General features: G+C 59.8%; 13 protein-coding genes and 1 pseudogene. 2 read left to right on the top strand and 12 right to left on the bottom strand.

Annotated elements, in window-relative coordinates:
• Positions 1 to 45: 45 nt before the first annotated feature.
• The 3 genes from ACLTXB_RS08115 to ACLTXB_RS08105 are packed head-to-tail and all read right to left on the bottom strand — an operon-like array spanning position 46 to position 1,927.
• Entirely contained in the window at positions 46 to 693 is a 648-nt protein-coding gene (locus ACLTXB_RS08115) for an ABC-2 transporter permease (RefSeq protein WP_428226604.1), read from the bottom strand.
• Entirely contained in the window at positions 690 to 1,550 is an 861-nt protein-coding gene (locus tag ACLTXB_RS08110) for an ABC transporter ATP-binding protein (protein ID WP_428226603.1), read from the bottom strand. Before ACLTXB_RS08110 ends, ACLTXB_RS08115 begins: the two co-directional genes overlap by 4 nt.
• A gap of 2 nt (positions 1,551 to 1,552) precedes the next feature.
• Positions 1,553 to 1,927, bottom strand: a complete 375-nt coding sequence (locus ACLTXB_RS08105) for a GntR family transcriptional regulator (protein WP_040649881.1) — start codon at positions 1,925 to 1,927, stop codon at positions 1,553 to 1,555.
• Positions 1,928 to 2,196: 269 nt separating this feature from the next.
• On the opposite strand from ACLTXB_RS08105, the gene ACLTXB_RS08100 reads away from it, so the two are divergent.
• On the top strand, positions 2,197 to 3,582 hold the full coding sequence (locus tag ACLTXB_RS08100; protein ID WP_008981560.1) for an MATE family efflux transporter: 1,386 nt from the start codon (positions 2,197 to 2,199) through the stop codon (positions 3,580 to 3,582).
• Here ACLTXB_RS08100 and ACLTXB_RS08095 read toward each other — a convergent pair.
• The 6 genes from ACLTXB_RS08095 to spoVAC form a co-directional block, all read right to left on the bottom strand.
• Positions 3,573 to 3,824 (bottom strand): TIGR03905 family TSCPD domain-containing protein, encoded by a 252-nt coding sequence (locus tag ACLTXB_RS08095; RefSeq protein ID WP_428226602.1) that lies wholly within the window; start codon positions 3,822 to 3,824, stop codon positions 3,573 to 3,575. The genes ACLTXB_RS08100 and ACLTXB_RS08095 overlap by 10 nt on opposite strands.
• 236 nt (positions 3,825 to 4,060) lie before the next feature.
• Complete coding sequence (gene spo0A, locus ACLTXB_RS08090) at positions 4,061 to 4,825, bottom strand: sporulation transcription factor Spo0A (protein ID WP_020989880.1); 765 nt, start codon at positions 4,823 to 4,825, stop codon at positions 4,061 to 4,063.
• Positions 4,826 to 5,069: 244 nt separating this feature from the next.
• Positions 5,070 to 6,176 carry a SpoIVB peptidase gene (spoIVB, locus tag ACLTXB_RS08085; RefSeq protein ID WP_428226601.1) on the bottom strand — a complete coding sequence of 369 codons (1,107 nt, stop codon included), beginning with the start codon at positions 6,174 to 6,176 and terminating at the stop codon, positions 5,070 to 5,072.
• Between the two features lie 224 nt (positions 6,177 to 6,400).
• Positions 6,401 to 8,518 carry a polyphosphate kinase 1 gene (gene ppk1, locus ACLTXB_RS08080; RefSeq protein ID WP_428226600.1) on the bottom strand — a complete coding sequence of 706 codons (2,118 nt, stop codon included), beginning with the start codon at positions 8,516 to 8,518 and terminating at the stop codon, positions 6,401 to 6,403.
• A 179-nt stretch (positions 8,519 to 8,697) separates the two neighbouring features.
• On the bottom strand, positions 8,698 to 10,011 hold the full coding sequence (locus tag ACLTXB_RS08075; RefSeq protein WP_428226599.1) for an alpha-amylase family glycosyl hydrolase: 1,314 nt from the start codon (positions 10,009 to 10,011) through the stop codon (positions 8,698 to 8,700).
• A 103-nt stretch (positions 10,012 to 10,114) separates the two neighbouring features.
• Entirely contained in the window at positions 10,115 to 10,555 is a 441-nt protein-coding gene (gene spoVAC / locus ACLTXB_RS08070; protein WP_428226598.1) for a stage V sporulation protein AC, read from the bottom strand.
• Positions 10,556 to 10,645: 90 nt separating this feature from the next.
• On the opposite strand from spoVAC, the gene ACLTXB_RS08065 reads away from it, so the two are divergent.
• Positions 10,646 to 11,482, top strand: a complete 837-nt coding sequence (locus ACLTXB_RS08065; RefSeq protein ID WP_428226597.1) for an inositol monophosphatase family protein — start codon at positions 10,646 to 10,648, stop codon at positions 11,480 to 11,482.
• A gap of 33 nt (positions 11,483 to 11,515) precedes the next feature.
• On the opposite strand, the gene ACLTXB_RS08060 is transcribed toward ACLTXB_RS08065, so the two are convergent.
• The 3 genes and pseudogenes from ACLTXB_RS08060 to ACLTXB_RS08050 all read right to left on the bottom strand — a co-directional run.
• Positions 11,516 to 11,974, bottom strand: a complete 459-nt coding sequence (locus ACLTXB_RS08060; RefSeq protein WP_428226596.1) for an AlbA family DNA-binding domain-containing protein — start codon at positions 11,972 to 11,974, stop codon at positions 11,516 to 11,518.
• 55 nt (positions 11,975 to 12,029) lie between these two features.
• Positions 12,030 to 12,965 (bottom strand): dipeptidase, encoded by a 936-nt coding sequence (locus tag ACLTXB_RS08055; RefSeq protein ID WP_428226595.1) that lies wholly within the window; start codon positions 12,963 to 12,965, stop codon positions 12,030 to 12,032.
• Positions 12,966 to 13,016: 51 nt separating this feature from the next.
• A pseudogene (locus tag ACLTXB_RS08050) lies at positions 13,017 to 14,811 on the bottom strand (helix-hairpin-helix domain-containing protein); the annotation flags it as partial.

Below are 14,811 nucleotides of genomic sequence, written 5' to 3'. Positions count from 1 at the left end.
AGCACGAAGGGGGAGCGGGGTGCAAGGGAAAACCGGCCGGGCCCCTTAAAACTCTTTGTGTTCCAGGATGCGGCAGGAGATGAGATAGGACACCCCCATCCCCAGCAGAGGCAGGAGGGGAAGCAGAAGAACAAATGCGATGGCGGTAGATTCAGGGATCTGTTCCAGGAAAGAGAGTCCATCCAGCAGCCCAAGTTTAGAGGCTCCCACCAGAAGAACGATGGGCAGGAAGATGACCAGGTAGAAGTAGGGACGGGCGCGCTCCGGTCCCAGCTTATAGGTCAGGGGAAGTAAGATGTCGCAGTAGAGAAGGCCCAGGCCCAGAGAGACCATGATCGTCATGCAGTTTTCCACCAGCTTGGAGTCATGAAAAGCCAGGGACAAGATCAGGCAGGTCACCAGGCCGAACAGGGCGGCAAACAGGGTGAGGATCAGAGCGAAGAGATAGCGGGCACCCGCCACAGCCCGGCGGCTCAGAGGCAGAGAGAAGGCGTACCGGTCCCACTTGGACAGCTCATCATAGGAGAAGGCGCTCAGGGGCAGCATCATAATGATGATCTGCACCATGGCGGTGATGAATGAGATCGGAAAAATCCCTAAGGCCGCCATGACAAAATAGAACAGCAGAAACAGAATGTAAGTTTTGATGGATTTCCGCATGACCAGAAAATCCTTGACGATGAGGCCGGTCATACTGACTCCCCCTTTCCAATGAAGAGCATGATGTCCTCCAGGGAGATGGGCTCCACCATCAGCTGGGGGTATTTTTTACGGAAGGCGGCCCGGTCACTCACCAGAGCCTCGCAGCCGTAGGAGCCCTTCCGCACCCGTACCAGGTCCTTGGAATCAACGGTCAGCAGGTCGGCGGCGGTACAGCCCAGGCGGCCGTAGCTGTCCTGAATCACGTCTTTGGCCTCCGAGAGGACTACCTTCCCCTGGTGGAGATAGGTGATATAGTCGGCAACCTTCTCCAGGTCACTGGTGATGTGGCTGGAGATGAGAATGGAGTGCTCCTCGTCCTGGATAAAGTTCAGAAACTCATCCAGGATCTCGTCCCGCACCACCGGGTCCAGTCCGGCGGTGGCCTCGTCCAGAATCAGCAGCTTGGGGTGGTGGGCCAGTGCGGCGGCCAGGGATAGCTTCATCTTCATGCCCCGGGAGAACTCTTTGACATATTTGCACTCAGGCAGCTGAAACTTTTTCAGGCAGGAGGCAAAGAGCGCTTTATCCCAATTCTCATAGACCCGGGAGAGAATGGTGTGGATGTCTGTGGGGCGCAGGGTGTCGTGGAAGTAGCACTCGTCCAGCACCACGCCCACCTCCGCCTTGGCCTGCTGCTCCTGGGCGATGTTGTCATAGCCCATAAGAGTGATGGTGCCTGCGTCCCGGCGGATCAGATTCAGGATGCACTTGATGGTGGTGGTTTTACCCGCGCCGTTTTCTCCGATGAGGCCCATGATGGACCCGCCGGGGAGCTTCAGATCGATGTGGTCCAGGGCAAAGTCGCCGTAGGACTTGCAAAGGCCGGATATTTTAATACTGTTTGTCATAATCATTCACCTTGATACAATATGTTGAGCATTTCCGTAAGCTCTTCCAGGGTGAAGCCGCCCTTTCGGGCCTCGTCCACAGCCAGGGAGAGAAACTCCTCCACCCGGCGCAGCTGGGCTTCCCGCAGCAGTTCCCGGTTTTGGGGGGCCACAAAGCAGCCTTTTCCCGGGATGTTCTGTAAGAACCCCTCCCGTTCCAGCTCCTCATAGGCCCGCTTGGTGGTGATGACCGAGATGTGCAGCTCCTTGGCCAGCAGACGCATGGAGGGCAGAGCGTCCCCTTCCGCCAGCGTGCCGGACAGGATCTGACTTTTCACTTGGTCCGAGATTTGTTCGTAGATGGGTTTTCCACTGGAGTTGCTGAGAATGATATCCATTTGGCGCACCATATAAACCGCCCGCCCCTGTCTGCCCTGCGCATGGGTCGGACGGAGTTTGCGGCCTTCCTTCCGTTATAGTGTATATATACTATATGCACAGTATATATGCCATATACACAGCTGTCAAGGGGGGAAGGCAAAAAAATTCCGCCCCGGTCCGGAAGAATGGACGGGCGGCTTTACAGTCTGGAAACTGCGTGCTATAATATCCGCTGCTTGGCCGGAAAACCGGCAAAATGTGTGAGAAATGGGAGAGAAAATAGACCATGAGAGTGGAAAATGATCTGAGAAACGATCCAATCCGCCCGCTGGTGCTGCGTATTGCCATTCCCAGCATGCTGGCCCAGTTTGTCAGCGTGCTGTACAGCGTGGTGGACCGAATCTACATCGGAAACATCCCGGAGGTGGGCAGTCTCGCTCTGGCGGGCGCAGGGGTGTGCGGACCCATTGTGACCATGCTGGGGTCGGTAGCCTTCTGGGTGGGTGTAGGAGGCTCACCCTTGGTGAGCATCCGCCTGGGCGAAGGGCGGCGGGAGCAGGCCAAACAGATTGTGGCCAACGCCTTTTTGCTGCTGATCGTCATGTCCCTGGCGCTGATGGGGGTGGCTTACGCCACTCGCCGGCCCGCCTTGATGCTGTTCGGCGCCAGCCCTGAGACTCTGCCCTATGCCATGGAGTACTACTCCTGGTATCTGACGGGTACCGTCTTTGCACTGCTGTCCACGGGCATGAACCAGTTTGTCATCTGCCAGGGCTTTGCCCAAAAGGGAATGCAGTCGGTAATTTTGGGCGCGGTGATGAACATCGTGCTGGACCCGCTGTTTATCTTCGGGCTGAAGATGGGAGTCAAGGGAGCGGCGATCGCCACCGTGCTCAGCCAGCTGTGCAGCTGTCTGTTTGTGCTCCACTTCCTGTTTGGACCGGCACCCCAGGTGGGGATCTCCTTTGGCGGTTACCGTCCATGGCTGATGGGCCGCATTTTGCTTACCGGTTTGACGCCCTTCCTGATCATTGCGGTGGATAACCTGATGATCATTGTCCTCAACGCCCTGCTCCAGCGCTACGGCGGAGAGAGCCAGGGCGATCTGCTGGTGGCAGCGGCCACCATTTCCCAGAGCTTCATGCTGGTGGTCACCATGCCTCTGGGCGGCATGACAGGAGGGACTGCCTCCATTCTGGGCTACAACCTGGGAGCGGGACAGCCCAAGCGTATCCTGGAGGCCCAGAAGTACATCCTGATCATCGCGGTGGCGTACACCGGGGTGCTGTGCCTGGTGGGGCAGCTGTTTGCCGCCCCCTTTACCCGCATCTTCACCCCCGATGTACAGGTGTCCGCCCTGGCGGTCACCGCCATCCGCATCACCTCCATGGGCATTGTGCCCCTGGGTGTGCAGTATGTGATCGTGGACGGGCTGACCGGGATGGGCATGATGCGCTACTCCCTGCCCCTGTCTGCCTTCCGTAAGCTGGTGTATTTTGTGGCCATCTTTATCCTTCCTGCCGCCTTTGGGGCTATGGCGATCTTCTTTGCCGAGCCCATCTCCGACCTGATCCCGCCGGTGGTGACGGTGCTGTTTTATTGGCGGAAGATCCCCTGGCTCAAGCGGCAGGCGCTGCTCCACGGACAGCCGGAAAAGACCACTCAGGCCTGAGGCAGTGCGGTATGCAGGGCCTTGGCGATCTGGTCGGGGCAGGAGGTGGGTTTGCCGCCGCAGCGAATACCCTCCATGCGGGCGATGGCGTCTTCCACCTTCATGCCCTCAATCAGACGGGAGATGCCCTGAAGATTGCCGTCACACCCGCCGATGATCTGCACGGACTGAATGATGCCGTCCTCCACCTTGATGGAGAAGAAACGGGAACAAACCCCGCGGGGGGTATACTCAATAGTCATACATATCGCTCCTTTTGTATCAATGGGAATGGAAAAAGCGGCCCGGCTGACTGGGCCGCTTTTCGTCTTATTATAGCAAATGGAGACAGAAAAATCCAGAAGGGCAAAAAAAGACGGACCATAGAGATACAGCTCAAAGGTCCGTCTGGAGGGGATACTATCATGATTCTGCTCATTTCTACTACATAGGATACGGGGGTTGGGATATACTTATGGGTAAGCGCCGGCGTTTTCGATCAGCCTTCCCGGCGCTGAAGCTGAAGGCGGTCGGCAATCATGGCAATAAATTCCGAGTTGGTAGGTTTGCCTTTTACGTTTGAAACAGTGTAGCCGAAGTATTTTTGCAGGGTTTCCAGGTCGCCCCGGTCCCAGGCCACTTCGATGGCATGGCGTATGGCACGCTCCACCCGGGAGGCGGTGGTGCCAAAGCGCTTGGCCACTTCCGGATAGAGGACCTTGGTCACCGCGTTAATGACGTCCATATCCTCCACCGCCAGGATGATGGCCTCCCGGAGATACTGGTAGCCCTTGATGTGAGCGGGTACGCCCACCTCGTGGATAATGGAGGTGACCATGGCCTCCAAGGAGCGGGCTGACTCCTGTGAATTACTAGGGACCGCGGCAAAAGCCGCTAGCTGGCGGATGCGCTGACATACGGCGTTGGGCCGGCAGGGCTTGGACATGTAGTGATCGGCCCCCAGAGAAGCGGCCAGGTCAGCCATTCCGCCCCGGGCATAGCTGGACAGGATCAGGATCTTGGGACGGTAGTCCAGCTCCATCTGAGACAGCCGTTCCAGCACCTCAATACCGTCGATGCCGCCCAGGACGATCTCCATCACCACTACGTCAGGGCGCAGTGTCTTCAGTTGGTCCAGCAGGACCAGTCCGTCCCCGGTCTCTCCCACCACCTGTAGGTCCGGTTCGGCCTGGAGCATCTCGATAAATTGATGCCGGTACTCCTCGTTGGCGTCCGCTACCAACAGTGATACGGTTGCTTCCATGAATGTAAACTCCCTTCTTTGCAAGGCTTGCATTCTGACCGTTACACACACTGAAACGGTCAAATAAAATGTACCATAATCAGACAGTATGCGCAAGATATTTTTACCAAAAAATGGTAAACAAAAGTTCGACATCTTTCGACAAAGTTCGACGTTTGCAGGAAAAAACGGCACAAAGAGAACAGAAATACCGCCCCGGATCGGGGCGTTTCCCATCCGGGGCGGCTGTGCTTTTTTAAATCTGTCAGGCGGCTTTTGCGCTGCTTTGGGCGGTTTTTACCATATTTTCTGCCAAAATTCCGTAGCCCCGGGAGGGCTCATTGATGAGAACGTGGGTGACCGCGCCCACAAGCCGCCCGTCCTGGAGAATAGGACTTCCAGACATTCCCTGGACAATTCCTCCGGTCGTTTCCAGCAGGCGGGGATCGGTGACCTGGATCATGAGGTTGCGGGTGTCACCGCTGCTCTCTGGATAGAGGGTCAGAATCTCGATCTCATACTCCTCCACCTGGTCGCCGGCAATATTGGAGAGAATGGTGGCCTTGCCGGTGTGCACCTGGTCCCGGGAGGCGATCTCCACGCCCTGGCCGTTTTGCACCAGCGCCTTGTCATCCAGGGTGCCGAAGATACCCTGCTGGGTGTTGGCGTACAGGGTACCCAGGTCATGCTGGAGATCAAACACGCCGTGCAGCTCTCCCGGCTCACCGCTTAACCCCTTCTTGACGTCAGACACCGTGGCCTTCATGATGCTCCCGGTTTCCAGGGGCATGAGGATGGCCGTGTCCACATCGCTGATCCCGTGGCCCAGAGCGGCAAACACGCCGGACTGGGGATCATAGAAGGTAAGAGTGCCGATGCCCGCCATGGAGTCCCGCAGCCAGACCCCCAGTTGATAGTCGCCGTCCTGGTTTTGGACCGGTTGGACGCTGAGCTGGAGAGACTGATTCTCCCGCTGGACCTGGAGGGTGAGAGGCTGCCCCTGCTGCTGGGCCAGCAGGGCCTGGACGCCCTCAATGGTGTTGACCTCCTGGCCGTTGATGTGGGTGATTACATCGCCTGCCCGCAGACCGCCGGTCCGTCCGGGGGACACAGTACCGCCGGAGGACTCCACATCGGACAAGCCGGTAACCACCACACCGTCAGAAAAGAGCTTAATACCCACCGCCCGGCCCAGGGGAATGACCGTGTCGCCGATCTCCACCGAGCCGGCGCAGGCGGCGGCGTCCCAGGCCGGGGCGGCCAGAGCCCGGTCCCCCGACAGGGTCAGTACCAGCAGCAGACAGACTGCCGCCGTCCACACACCGCTGCCCAGACGCCGGTGTCCGGGCGTTTGTTTTGATTTTTCCTGCAAAATTTCACCCCCATGTCAATTTTGCGCGGCATCTTCGCCGCCTTAGACAGTATGGACGGTTTTTTTCCGGCGCAAACAGGACGGAGATTCCAAGGCTGCCAAGGCAGATTTTTCAAACGCAAAGCCGGCGGGGAATTGTGGATTTTTCCGGGGAAGTCTTTGCCTTTTCGGGAAAAAATACAAAAAAAGCCTGCCGCGGCGGACGCGGCAGGCAGAAACAAGATTTATTTTTTGAACAGACGGCTCAGCAGACCCTTCTTGCGCTTGGCAGGCCGGGCAGCGGGCTCCTGGTAGGTGGTGCCCATACCCTCCTCCAGGAACACATCCTGGCTGGAGCAGGGAGCGGCGCCGGTCTTGCGGGGACTCCACTGTCCGTCGGGGCCAAGCTGGCGGGCCTTGACGTTGTCGGACACCAGCACGTCGCAGATATGGAAGATGGAGCGGCGCACCTGGGGGTCCAGCACGGGGCAGGCCACCTCCACCCGGCGCTCCGTGTTCCGGGTCATAAAGTCGGCAGAGGAGATGAACAGATCGGCGTTGTCTCCCCGGCCAAACCGGTAGATGCGGGTGTGCTCCAGATAGCGGCCCACAATGGAGAAGATGGTGATGTGGTCGGTGAGTCCGGGAATGCCGGGACGGATGCAGCAGATGCCCCGCACGTTCATGACTACCTCCACCCCGGCCTGAGAAGCCTGGGCCAGCTTGTCGATGAGCTTGCGGTCGGTGATGGAATTGAGTTTCAGGAAGATGTAGCCCTCGGGACCCTTTTTGATCTCCCGGTCCATGAGCTCCATCACCTTGTCCCGCAGCTGGAAGGGGGAAACCAGCAGCTGCTTGTAGTCACCGTTCAGGTTGGCGATGGCCATGTTCCGGAAGAGCACGGCCGCGTCCTCGCCCAGCTCGGGCCGGGCGGTCATCAGGCACAGGTCGGTGTACTGCTTGGCGGTCTTTTCGTTGTAGTTGCCGGTACCCACCTGGGTGATGTACTGGATCTTTCCACGCTCCCGGCGGGTAATGAGGCAGATCTTGGAGTGGACCTTGAACCCCTCTGTGCCGTAGAGGATGGTGCAGCCCGCCTCCTCCATGCGCTCGGCCCACTGGATGTTGTTCTGCTCGTCAAAGCGGGCGCGCAGCTCCATGAGGACGGTGACCTCCTTGCCGTTTTCGGCGGCGGCGCACAGGTACTCGGCCAGCTTGGCCTTGGAGGCCAGACGGTAGATGGTGATCTTGATGGAGATCACGTTGGGGTCGGAGGACGCCTCACGCACCAGATGGAGGAAGGGGTCCATAGACTCGAAGGGGTAGAACAGCAGGGCGTCGTGGCGCAGAATCTGGGGCAGGATCTTCTCGTCGGGCCGCAGACAGGCGGGGAAGCGGGGAGTGTAGGGAGGGTAGCACAGGGCGGATTTGCTCTCCGGGGGCAGCAGCCCCTCCAAAGAGAAGACGTAGTTCATGCGCAGGGGGCATTTGGAGAAAAAGACCTGCTCCCGGGTGAGTTTGAGCTTGCTGCACAAAAATTCAATGGCCTTCTCGTCCCGGGTGCTGCTCTGGATCTCCAGACGCACCGGAGCCAGACGGTTGCGCTTTTTCACAATCTTGCGCATGTGCTGACGGTAGTCCTCGTCCACGTCATAGGCCTCGTCCTCAGGGCTGATGTCGGCGTTGCGGGTGACGGAGCAGACCGCCTTGCCCTGGACGCTGAAGGTGGGGAAGAGCTTTTTGGCGTACTCCAGCAGTACGTCCTCGGTGAGGATGTACCGCACCCCACGCTCCCGCAGAACAAAATAGGGGGGCAGGCTCTGGGGGATGGGAATGAGACCCAGGGCCTCCTGATCATCGCTTTGCAGCCGCAGCACGATGTTAAGTACCTTATTGGACAGGTGGGGGAAGGGGTGGCGGGAATCCACCACCTGGGGAGAGAGGATGGGCTGCAGCTCGTCCCGGAACCAGTTTTCCACCTGCTTGCGCTCCTTGGTGTCCATCTCGTCCATGGTCATACGGCAGATGTTGCAGGTGCGCAGCCGCTTTTCCAGCTGATCCACTACTTTGTCCCGCATTTTGTACAGGGGGGTGACCGCCTGGTAGATGGCGGAGAGCTGCTGGTCGGGAGTCTGACCGGTACGGGCGTCAAAGTGGGGCTCCTTCACCAGGGTCAGGTCGCACAGAGAGCCTACCCGGATCATAAAGAACTCGTCCAGGTTGCTGGTAAAGATGGCGGCAAATTTCAGCCGCTCCATAAGAGGCACGCTCTCGTCCTTGGCCTCCTCCAGCACACGTTCGTTAAACCGCAGCCAGGACAGTTCACGGTCCTGGGTATAGCGGGTATCCACGATTTTCGGCATACAGTGATCCCTCTTTCTTTCGATCCACACACGTGCCGTTCCCAGTGGAGGGCACGGTATCCATATTCCATTTCAGTATACCACAGCCAGGTTAAAAAGTTGAGGGCGATTTTGTTAAATGGAAGAAAAATCCGCGGATGCCGGAGCGTGTCCGGCATCCGCGGAAGACAGGTAAAAACTCAGCGCTCGCACTTCCAGAAGGCCACCGAGTAGGGGGGCAGCTCGCTGCCGCCGCCGAAGTCGTGGTCCTTGCCGGTGATGAGATCCACCGCCCGGCCGCAGTTTGCGTTGAAGTGGGCCACATAGGGCTGGGAGTCGGCGTTGATGGCCACCAGTACCCGCTCTTTGTCGGTCTGACGCTGGAAGATGGTCTGGCGGTTGGTGAGTACCACGTCCTGGAAGTCGCCATGGCACAGGGCGTCGCTCTCCCGGTGGGCCTTGGCCATGGCGGCGATGAGGTCGGTGAGCTCGTTCCACTCGGGCGCCTCAAAGCAGGGGCGCAGCTCGTCGTCGCTGCCGGGCCGTTTCTCTCCCTTGGCGCCCCATTCGCTGCCGTAATACAGGCAGGGGATGCCGGGCATACCGAACATCAGTCCGTAAATGAGGGGCAGATGGCGGGGCTCCTGCAGGATGCTGGCCACCCGGGTCACGTCGTGGTTATCGCAGAAGCACAGCAGATGCTTGCCCTTGTAGAGGGTCCAGTTTTCCGGGCCAAACTGGCGCTTCAAGCTGTGGACGATCTCAAAGAGGTTCATAGAGTTGAGGCTGGAGTAGAGGCCCTTGTAGCACTCATAGTTGGTGCAGCTGTGGAGCATCTGGTCGTTGACCCACTGGTTGTAGTCCCCATGAAGGGTCTCACCCACCAGGAAAAATTCCGGTTTCAGTCCGTTGGTAAACTGGCGCAGACGGCGCAGAAAGTCGTGGTCCAGGCAGTAGGCCACGTCCAGGCGCAGGCCGTCGATGTCGTATTCCTCCACCCAGGAGCGCACGCAGTCCAGCAGATAGTCCACCACGGCGGGGTTGCGGAGATTGAGCTTTACCAGCTCAAAGTGGCCCTCCCAGCCCTCATACCAGAAACCGTCGTTGTAGTTGGAGTTGCCGTCAAAGTGGATGTGGAACCAGTCCTTGTAGGGGGAGTCCCACTTCTTCTCCTGCACGTCCTTAAAGGCCCAGAAGCCGCGGCCCACGTGGTTGAACACGCCGTCCAGCACCACCCGGATGCCATGGGCGTGAAGGGTCTCACACACCTTGGCGAAGTCCTCGTTGGTGCCCAGGCGGCAGTCGATCTTCCGGTAGTCCCGGGTGTCGTAGCCGTGGCGGTCACTTTCAAAAATGGGGGAGAGGTATACCGCATCTGCCCCCAGCTTTTGGATATGGTCCGCCCAATCGGCGATTTTGCCGATGCGGTTGACGGTGACGCCGTCATTCTCCTTTGGGGCTCCGCAGAAGCCCAGGGGGTAGATCTGGTAAAACACACTATTTTCCGCCCACATAAACATCTTCCTTTCTTTCCAGGGGAAATAAACTATACCCATTTTAGCACAAGACGCCCCCGGTGAAAAGGGAGAATTTTTGTTGGTTCTGCACAGAACAAAATCAAAGACCAAAGAAAAAGCAGATGAGACCATAGATCACGCTGGCACTGATCCCGAATACCAGCACCGGTCCAGCCACTACAAAGAGCTTGGCGGCGGTGCCGGTGATATAGCCCTCACTCTTAAATTCCAGGGCGGGAGAGACCATGGCGTTGGCAAAGCCGGTGATGGGGACCAGGGTGCCAGCCCCTGCGTGCTTGGCCAGCTTGTCAAAAAGACCCAGGCCGGTGAGCAGGGCGGAGAGGAAGATGAGGGTCACCGATACGGCGGTGCCTGCGTCGTCCCCGGAAAGCCCCAGCCTCTCATACAGATTGCGCAGCACCTGCCCCAGGGTGCAGATGGCGCCCCCCACAAAGAAAGCCCACAGCATATCCCGCACCAGGGGAGAGGGACGGGCGTGAGCCTGAATAAGCTGATTGTATTCCTGCTTGCTGATGTCCAAGGATGACCGCCTCCTTTTTTGCCAGCATGCCCGAAAACCGGAAGAAATATGCGGTTTGTCCTCTTTTTCTCAGAAGGGGGACGTGCTATAATGACCACGAAAACCATACGGGAATCCGGCATAGACGAGGAGGAGACGGTCATGGCGTTGGATACAGAGAAATTGTTGGAGCAGGCGTCCCAGGCGGTGCGGGAGGCGGGAGAGCTTTTTGCTCGGCGGGATATGGCGGGACATATCCGTCAGAAGGGAGCCACCGACTTTGTCACCCAGGTGGACCTGGAGGTGCAGACCATGCTGCAGAAGCGGCTGGCGGAGATCGCCCCGGAGGTGCAGTTCATGGGAGAGGAGAAGGACAACTCCCAGGTGGATCTGTCCGGTGCGGTGTGGATTCTGGACCCGGTGGATGGCACCACCAACCTGATCCACGGCTACTGCCACAGTGCGGTCTCTCTGGCCCTGGCCGAGGGGGGCGAAGTGACCATGGCCCTCATCCACGACCCCTACGCCGGGGAACTGTTCACCGCCCGAAAGGGACACGGAGCCTTCTGCAACGGACAGCCCATCCACGTCAGCGGGGCTCAGCACCTCAGTGACAGCTTGGTGGACGTGGGCACCAACCCCGGCGAGCGGCACCTGGCCGACCGCACCTTTGCCTGGATGCGGGCCATCTATGACGCCAGCCACGACGTGCGGCGCATCGGCGCGGCCTCCATCTGCCTGTGCTATGTGGCGGCGGGGCGGATCGACGGCTATGTGGAGGGTGGCCTGAAACCCTGGGACTTTGGAGCGGGGATGCTCCTGGTCCGGGAGGCGGGAGGCATGATCACCACCGCGGAGGGCACACCCCTCACTCTGGACGGCCCCAGCAGCGTGATGGCGGCCAACGGCCACATTGGCCCCGAGCTGCTGGAACTCATCAACCAATAAGAAAAAGGGATCTGCCCGGGGCAGATCCCTTTTTTATCCCTTTTGATCTTGCAGCATGGCCTCCACCTCGTGGCGGGGACAGCGCCAGTCCCCCTCACCCCGGCGGTAGTAGGTGCCGGCGTAGGGGTCGCCGCCGATGTAGACGGGGCGGTATTTCTGCTCTGCACGGGGGACAAAGATAGCTACGATGTCGTTTTTCCCGCTGCGGAAGATCTGCACGTCCTCCGGCTGGAGGATGTTGGCGTTGACCACGGTGGGGTCGTTTACCATGTCCCAGAACTCATCCACCAGCTCCTGAGGGTCAAAGAGGGGGACGGAGTAGAGAGATTTGTCCGCCCCTTCCGCCACACCCAGCAGAATGACACCCCCCAGGGTGTTGGCAAAGGCGGAGTAGGTCTCCCACAGGCTGTGGGGCAGGCCGCCCTGGGCACGCTTGGCCTCGATGCGGTTGTCCTCCTGGTACTCCTCCAAAAAGTCCAGCTCATCCAGCACAGAAATCGCCCCCTTTTTCTCCAGTATACTCGGAAGAAAAAGGGGGCGCAAGGCGTTACTGCCAATTTTTTTGGGCAAAATCCAGGGCGTTTTTCCAAAAGAGTTTTTCCACCAGAGAATGGCTCAGACCGCGGTCCAGAAGGTACTCCCCCAGGACGGGCACCTTGCGGCAGTCGTCCAGACAGGGGGGCAGGTCAGCCCCATCAAAGTCGGAGCCCAGAGCCAGACAGTTCTCGGCTCCTAATTCCAGGAAGTGGCAGATGTGGCGGTACAAATCGTCAAAATCTGCGTTATTTTCATCGGAGCGTAAAAATGGGCTGTAATAATTAAGACCAATGATACAGTTTCGTATCACCATCTCCCGGATTTGCCAATCCTCCAGGTTGCGACGGTGGGCACAGACGGCGCGGGCGTTGGAGTGGGAGGCGGCGAACGGTTTTTGAGCTGCCTCCAGTACGTCCCGGAATCCAGCATCGTTGAGGTGGGACACGTCCACCACAATGCCCGCCTCCTCCAGCGCCCGGACCGCCTCCTTGCCCAGAGGGGTGAGGCCGTGGTCGGTCTCGTGGCCGGAGCCCAGGGCGTTCTCTCCGTTCCAGGAGAGGGTCACCATCCGCACCCCGTCCCGGCGGAGCTCCTCCACGTGCTCCAGCCCAGCCCCCAGCAGGGAGCCGTTTTCCACCGTCAGCACCAGGGCGGTTTTCTTTTGCTCCCAGGCGGCGGTCACGTCATCCTCGGTCGTGCAGGCAGAGGCCTGACAGGCGCGGTCCAGAAGCTGCCGCTGGAAGCTGCGGCGGTGATAGCGGTAGTAGCCCAGAGCCTCCTGGGGCGTGAGACCGTCGGGGACAAAGACGGCGCAGCACTGACACCAGGGGATGGTCTGGACTTTCGACAGGGCAAAGGCGGAGCAGGGATCGTCCAGGGTGTCCTGGCAGCGCAGAGGGCTCATAAAGGCGGTGAGGGTATCGCAGTGGAGATCAAAGACGGGCATAGCGGATTCTCCTTTCCGGTTTTCCACATTCTATGGCTCCGGTGTGGAAGGTTATCCCTCGCCGGGCTTTTTCATGGTGAGGCTGATACGCTTTTTCCCCTCGTCCACCGACAAAACCCACACCGTTACCACATCCCCTACGGACAAAAGCTCGCTGGGGTGCTTCACCCGCCGGGGCAGCTTGCTGATGTGGACCAGGCCGTCCTGGTGCACGCCGATGTCCACGAATACGCCAAAGTCGATGACGTTGCGCACCGTGCCCTGGAGCTCCATGCCGGGTTTCAGGTCCTTGGCTTCCATCACATCGGTGCGGAGGATGGGGGGAGGCAGGTCGTCACGGGGGTCCCGGCCAGGCTTCATCAGCTCCTTGATGATGTCGGCCAGGGTGGGCACACCCGCCCCGCAGATCTCCGACAGGTTCTCCAGACCTTTCTGCTCGGCCCGCTGCTTCAGCTCGCCGATGGCCCCCTTGCTCACGTCCTGCAGGGTGTAGCCGCAGGCGGTCAGCAGCTTCTCGGCGGCGGCGTAGCTCTCCGGGTGGACCCCGGTGTGATCCAACACGCTCTTGCTCTCGGGCACCCGCAGAAAGCCGGCGCACTGCTCAAAGGCCTTGGGGCCCAGCTTGGGCACCTTCAAAAGCTGCTTGCGGGTGGTAAAGGCGCCGTTTTCCTCCCGGTATTTCACCACGTTCTTTGCTGTGGTGGCGGTGAGACCGGACACCCGCTGCAGGAGGGAGAGGCGGTGTTGGCGTCCACACCCACCGCGTTGACGCAGTCCTCCACCACCCCGTCCAGGGCCTCGCCCAGCTGGGCCTGGGGCATGTCGTGCTGGTACTGGCCCACGCCGATGGCCTTGGGGTCAATCTTTACCAGCTCGGCCAGGGGGTCCTGGAGCCGCCGGGCGATGGATACAGCGCTGCGGAGGTTTACGTCAAACTGGGGGAACTCCTCAGCGGCCAGCTTACTGGCGGAATAGACGCTGGCTCCCGCCTCGCTGACGATCATATAGGACACGCCGCCCCCCAGCTTCTGGATCAGCTCCACCGTCATCTTCTCGGTCTCCCGGCTGGCGGTGCCGTTGCCGATGGCGATGTGCTCCACGTGGTGCTTCTTCACCAGAGCGGACAGCTTCTGGATGGCCTCCTGCTTCTGCCGCTCTCCATAGGTGAGGTAGACCACCGCCGTATCCAGCACCTTGCCCGTGCCGTCTACCACAGCGACTTTACATCCCATGCGGTAGCCCGGGTCCAGACCCATGGTCACCTTGCCCTTGACCGGGGGCTGCATGAGCAGGGGCTTGAGGTTCAGGGCAAACATGTGGATGGCCCCCTCGTTGGCCTGGTCGGTGAGGTGGCTGCGGATCTCACGCTCCAGAGAGGGCTCAATGAGACGGTCGTAGGCGTCGTCGGCCGCGGCGCGGACAAAGGCCATGGAGGGCGCGCCGGGGACCAGCACCGCGCGGCGTACCGCCACGTGGGCGGTCTCCGCGTCCAGCTCCACCGAGACCTTCAAAATGTCCTCCCGCTCGCCCCGGTTGATGGCCAGCACCTGATAGCCCTGGATGCGGCTGACCGGGCACTTGAAGTCATAGTAGAGACGATACACCGTGTCCTCCGGCTCCTTATCCGCCGCCTTGGACACCACCACACCCCGGCGCAGGAACAGCGAGCGCAGCTCCTTGCGGATGGCGGCGTCGTCAGAAATTTCCTCCGCGATGATATCGCTGGCTCCCTGGAGGGAGGCCTCAATGCTGTCTACCCCTTTCTCGGGGTCGATGAAACCGGCAGCCGCCTCCTCGGGGGCGGGACAGTCCCGGCCTTGGGCGAAGAGCAGTTGGGCCAGGGGAG

Source organism: Flintibacter sp. (genome assembly GCF_046973065.1).
The sequence above is the reverse complement of the archived record's forward strand: the minus strand, read 5'-3'. Positions and strand labels throughout refer to the sequence as shown.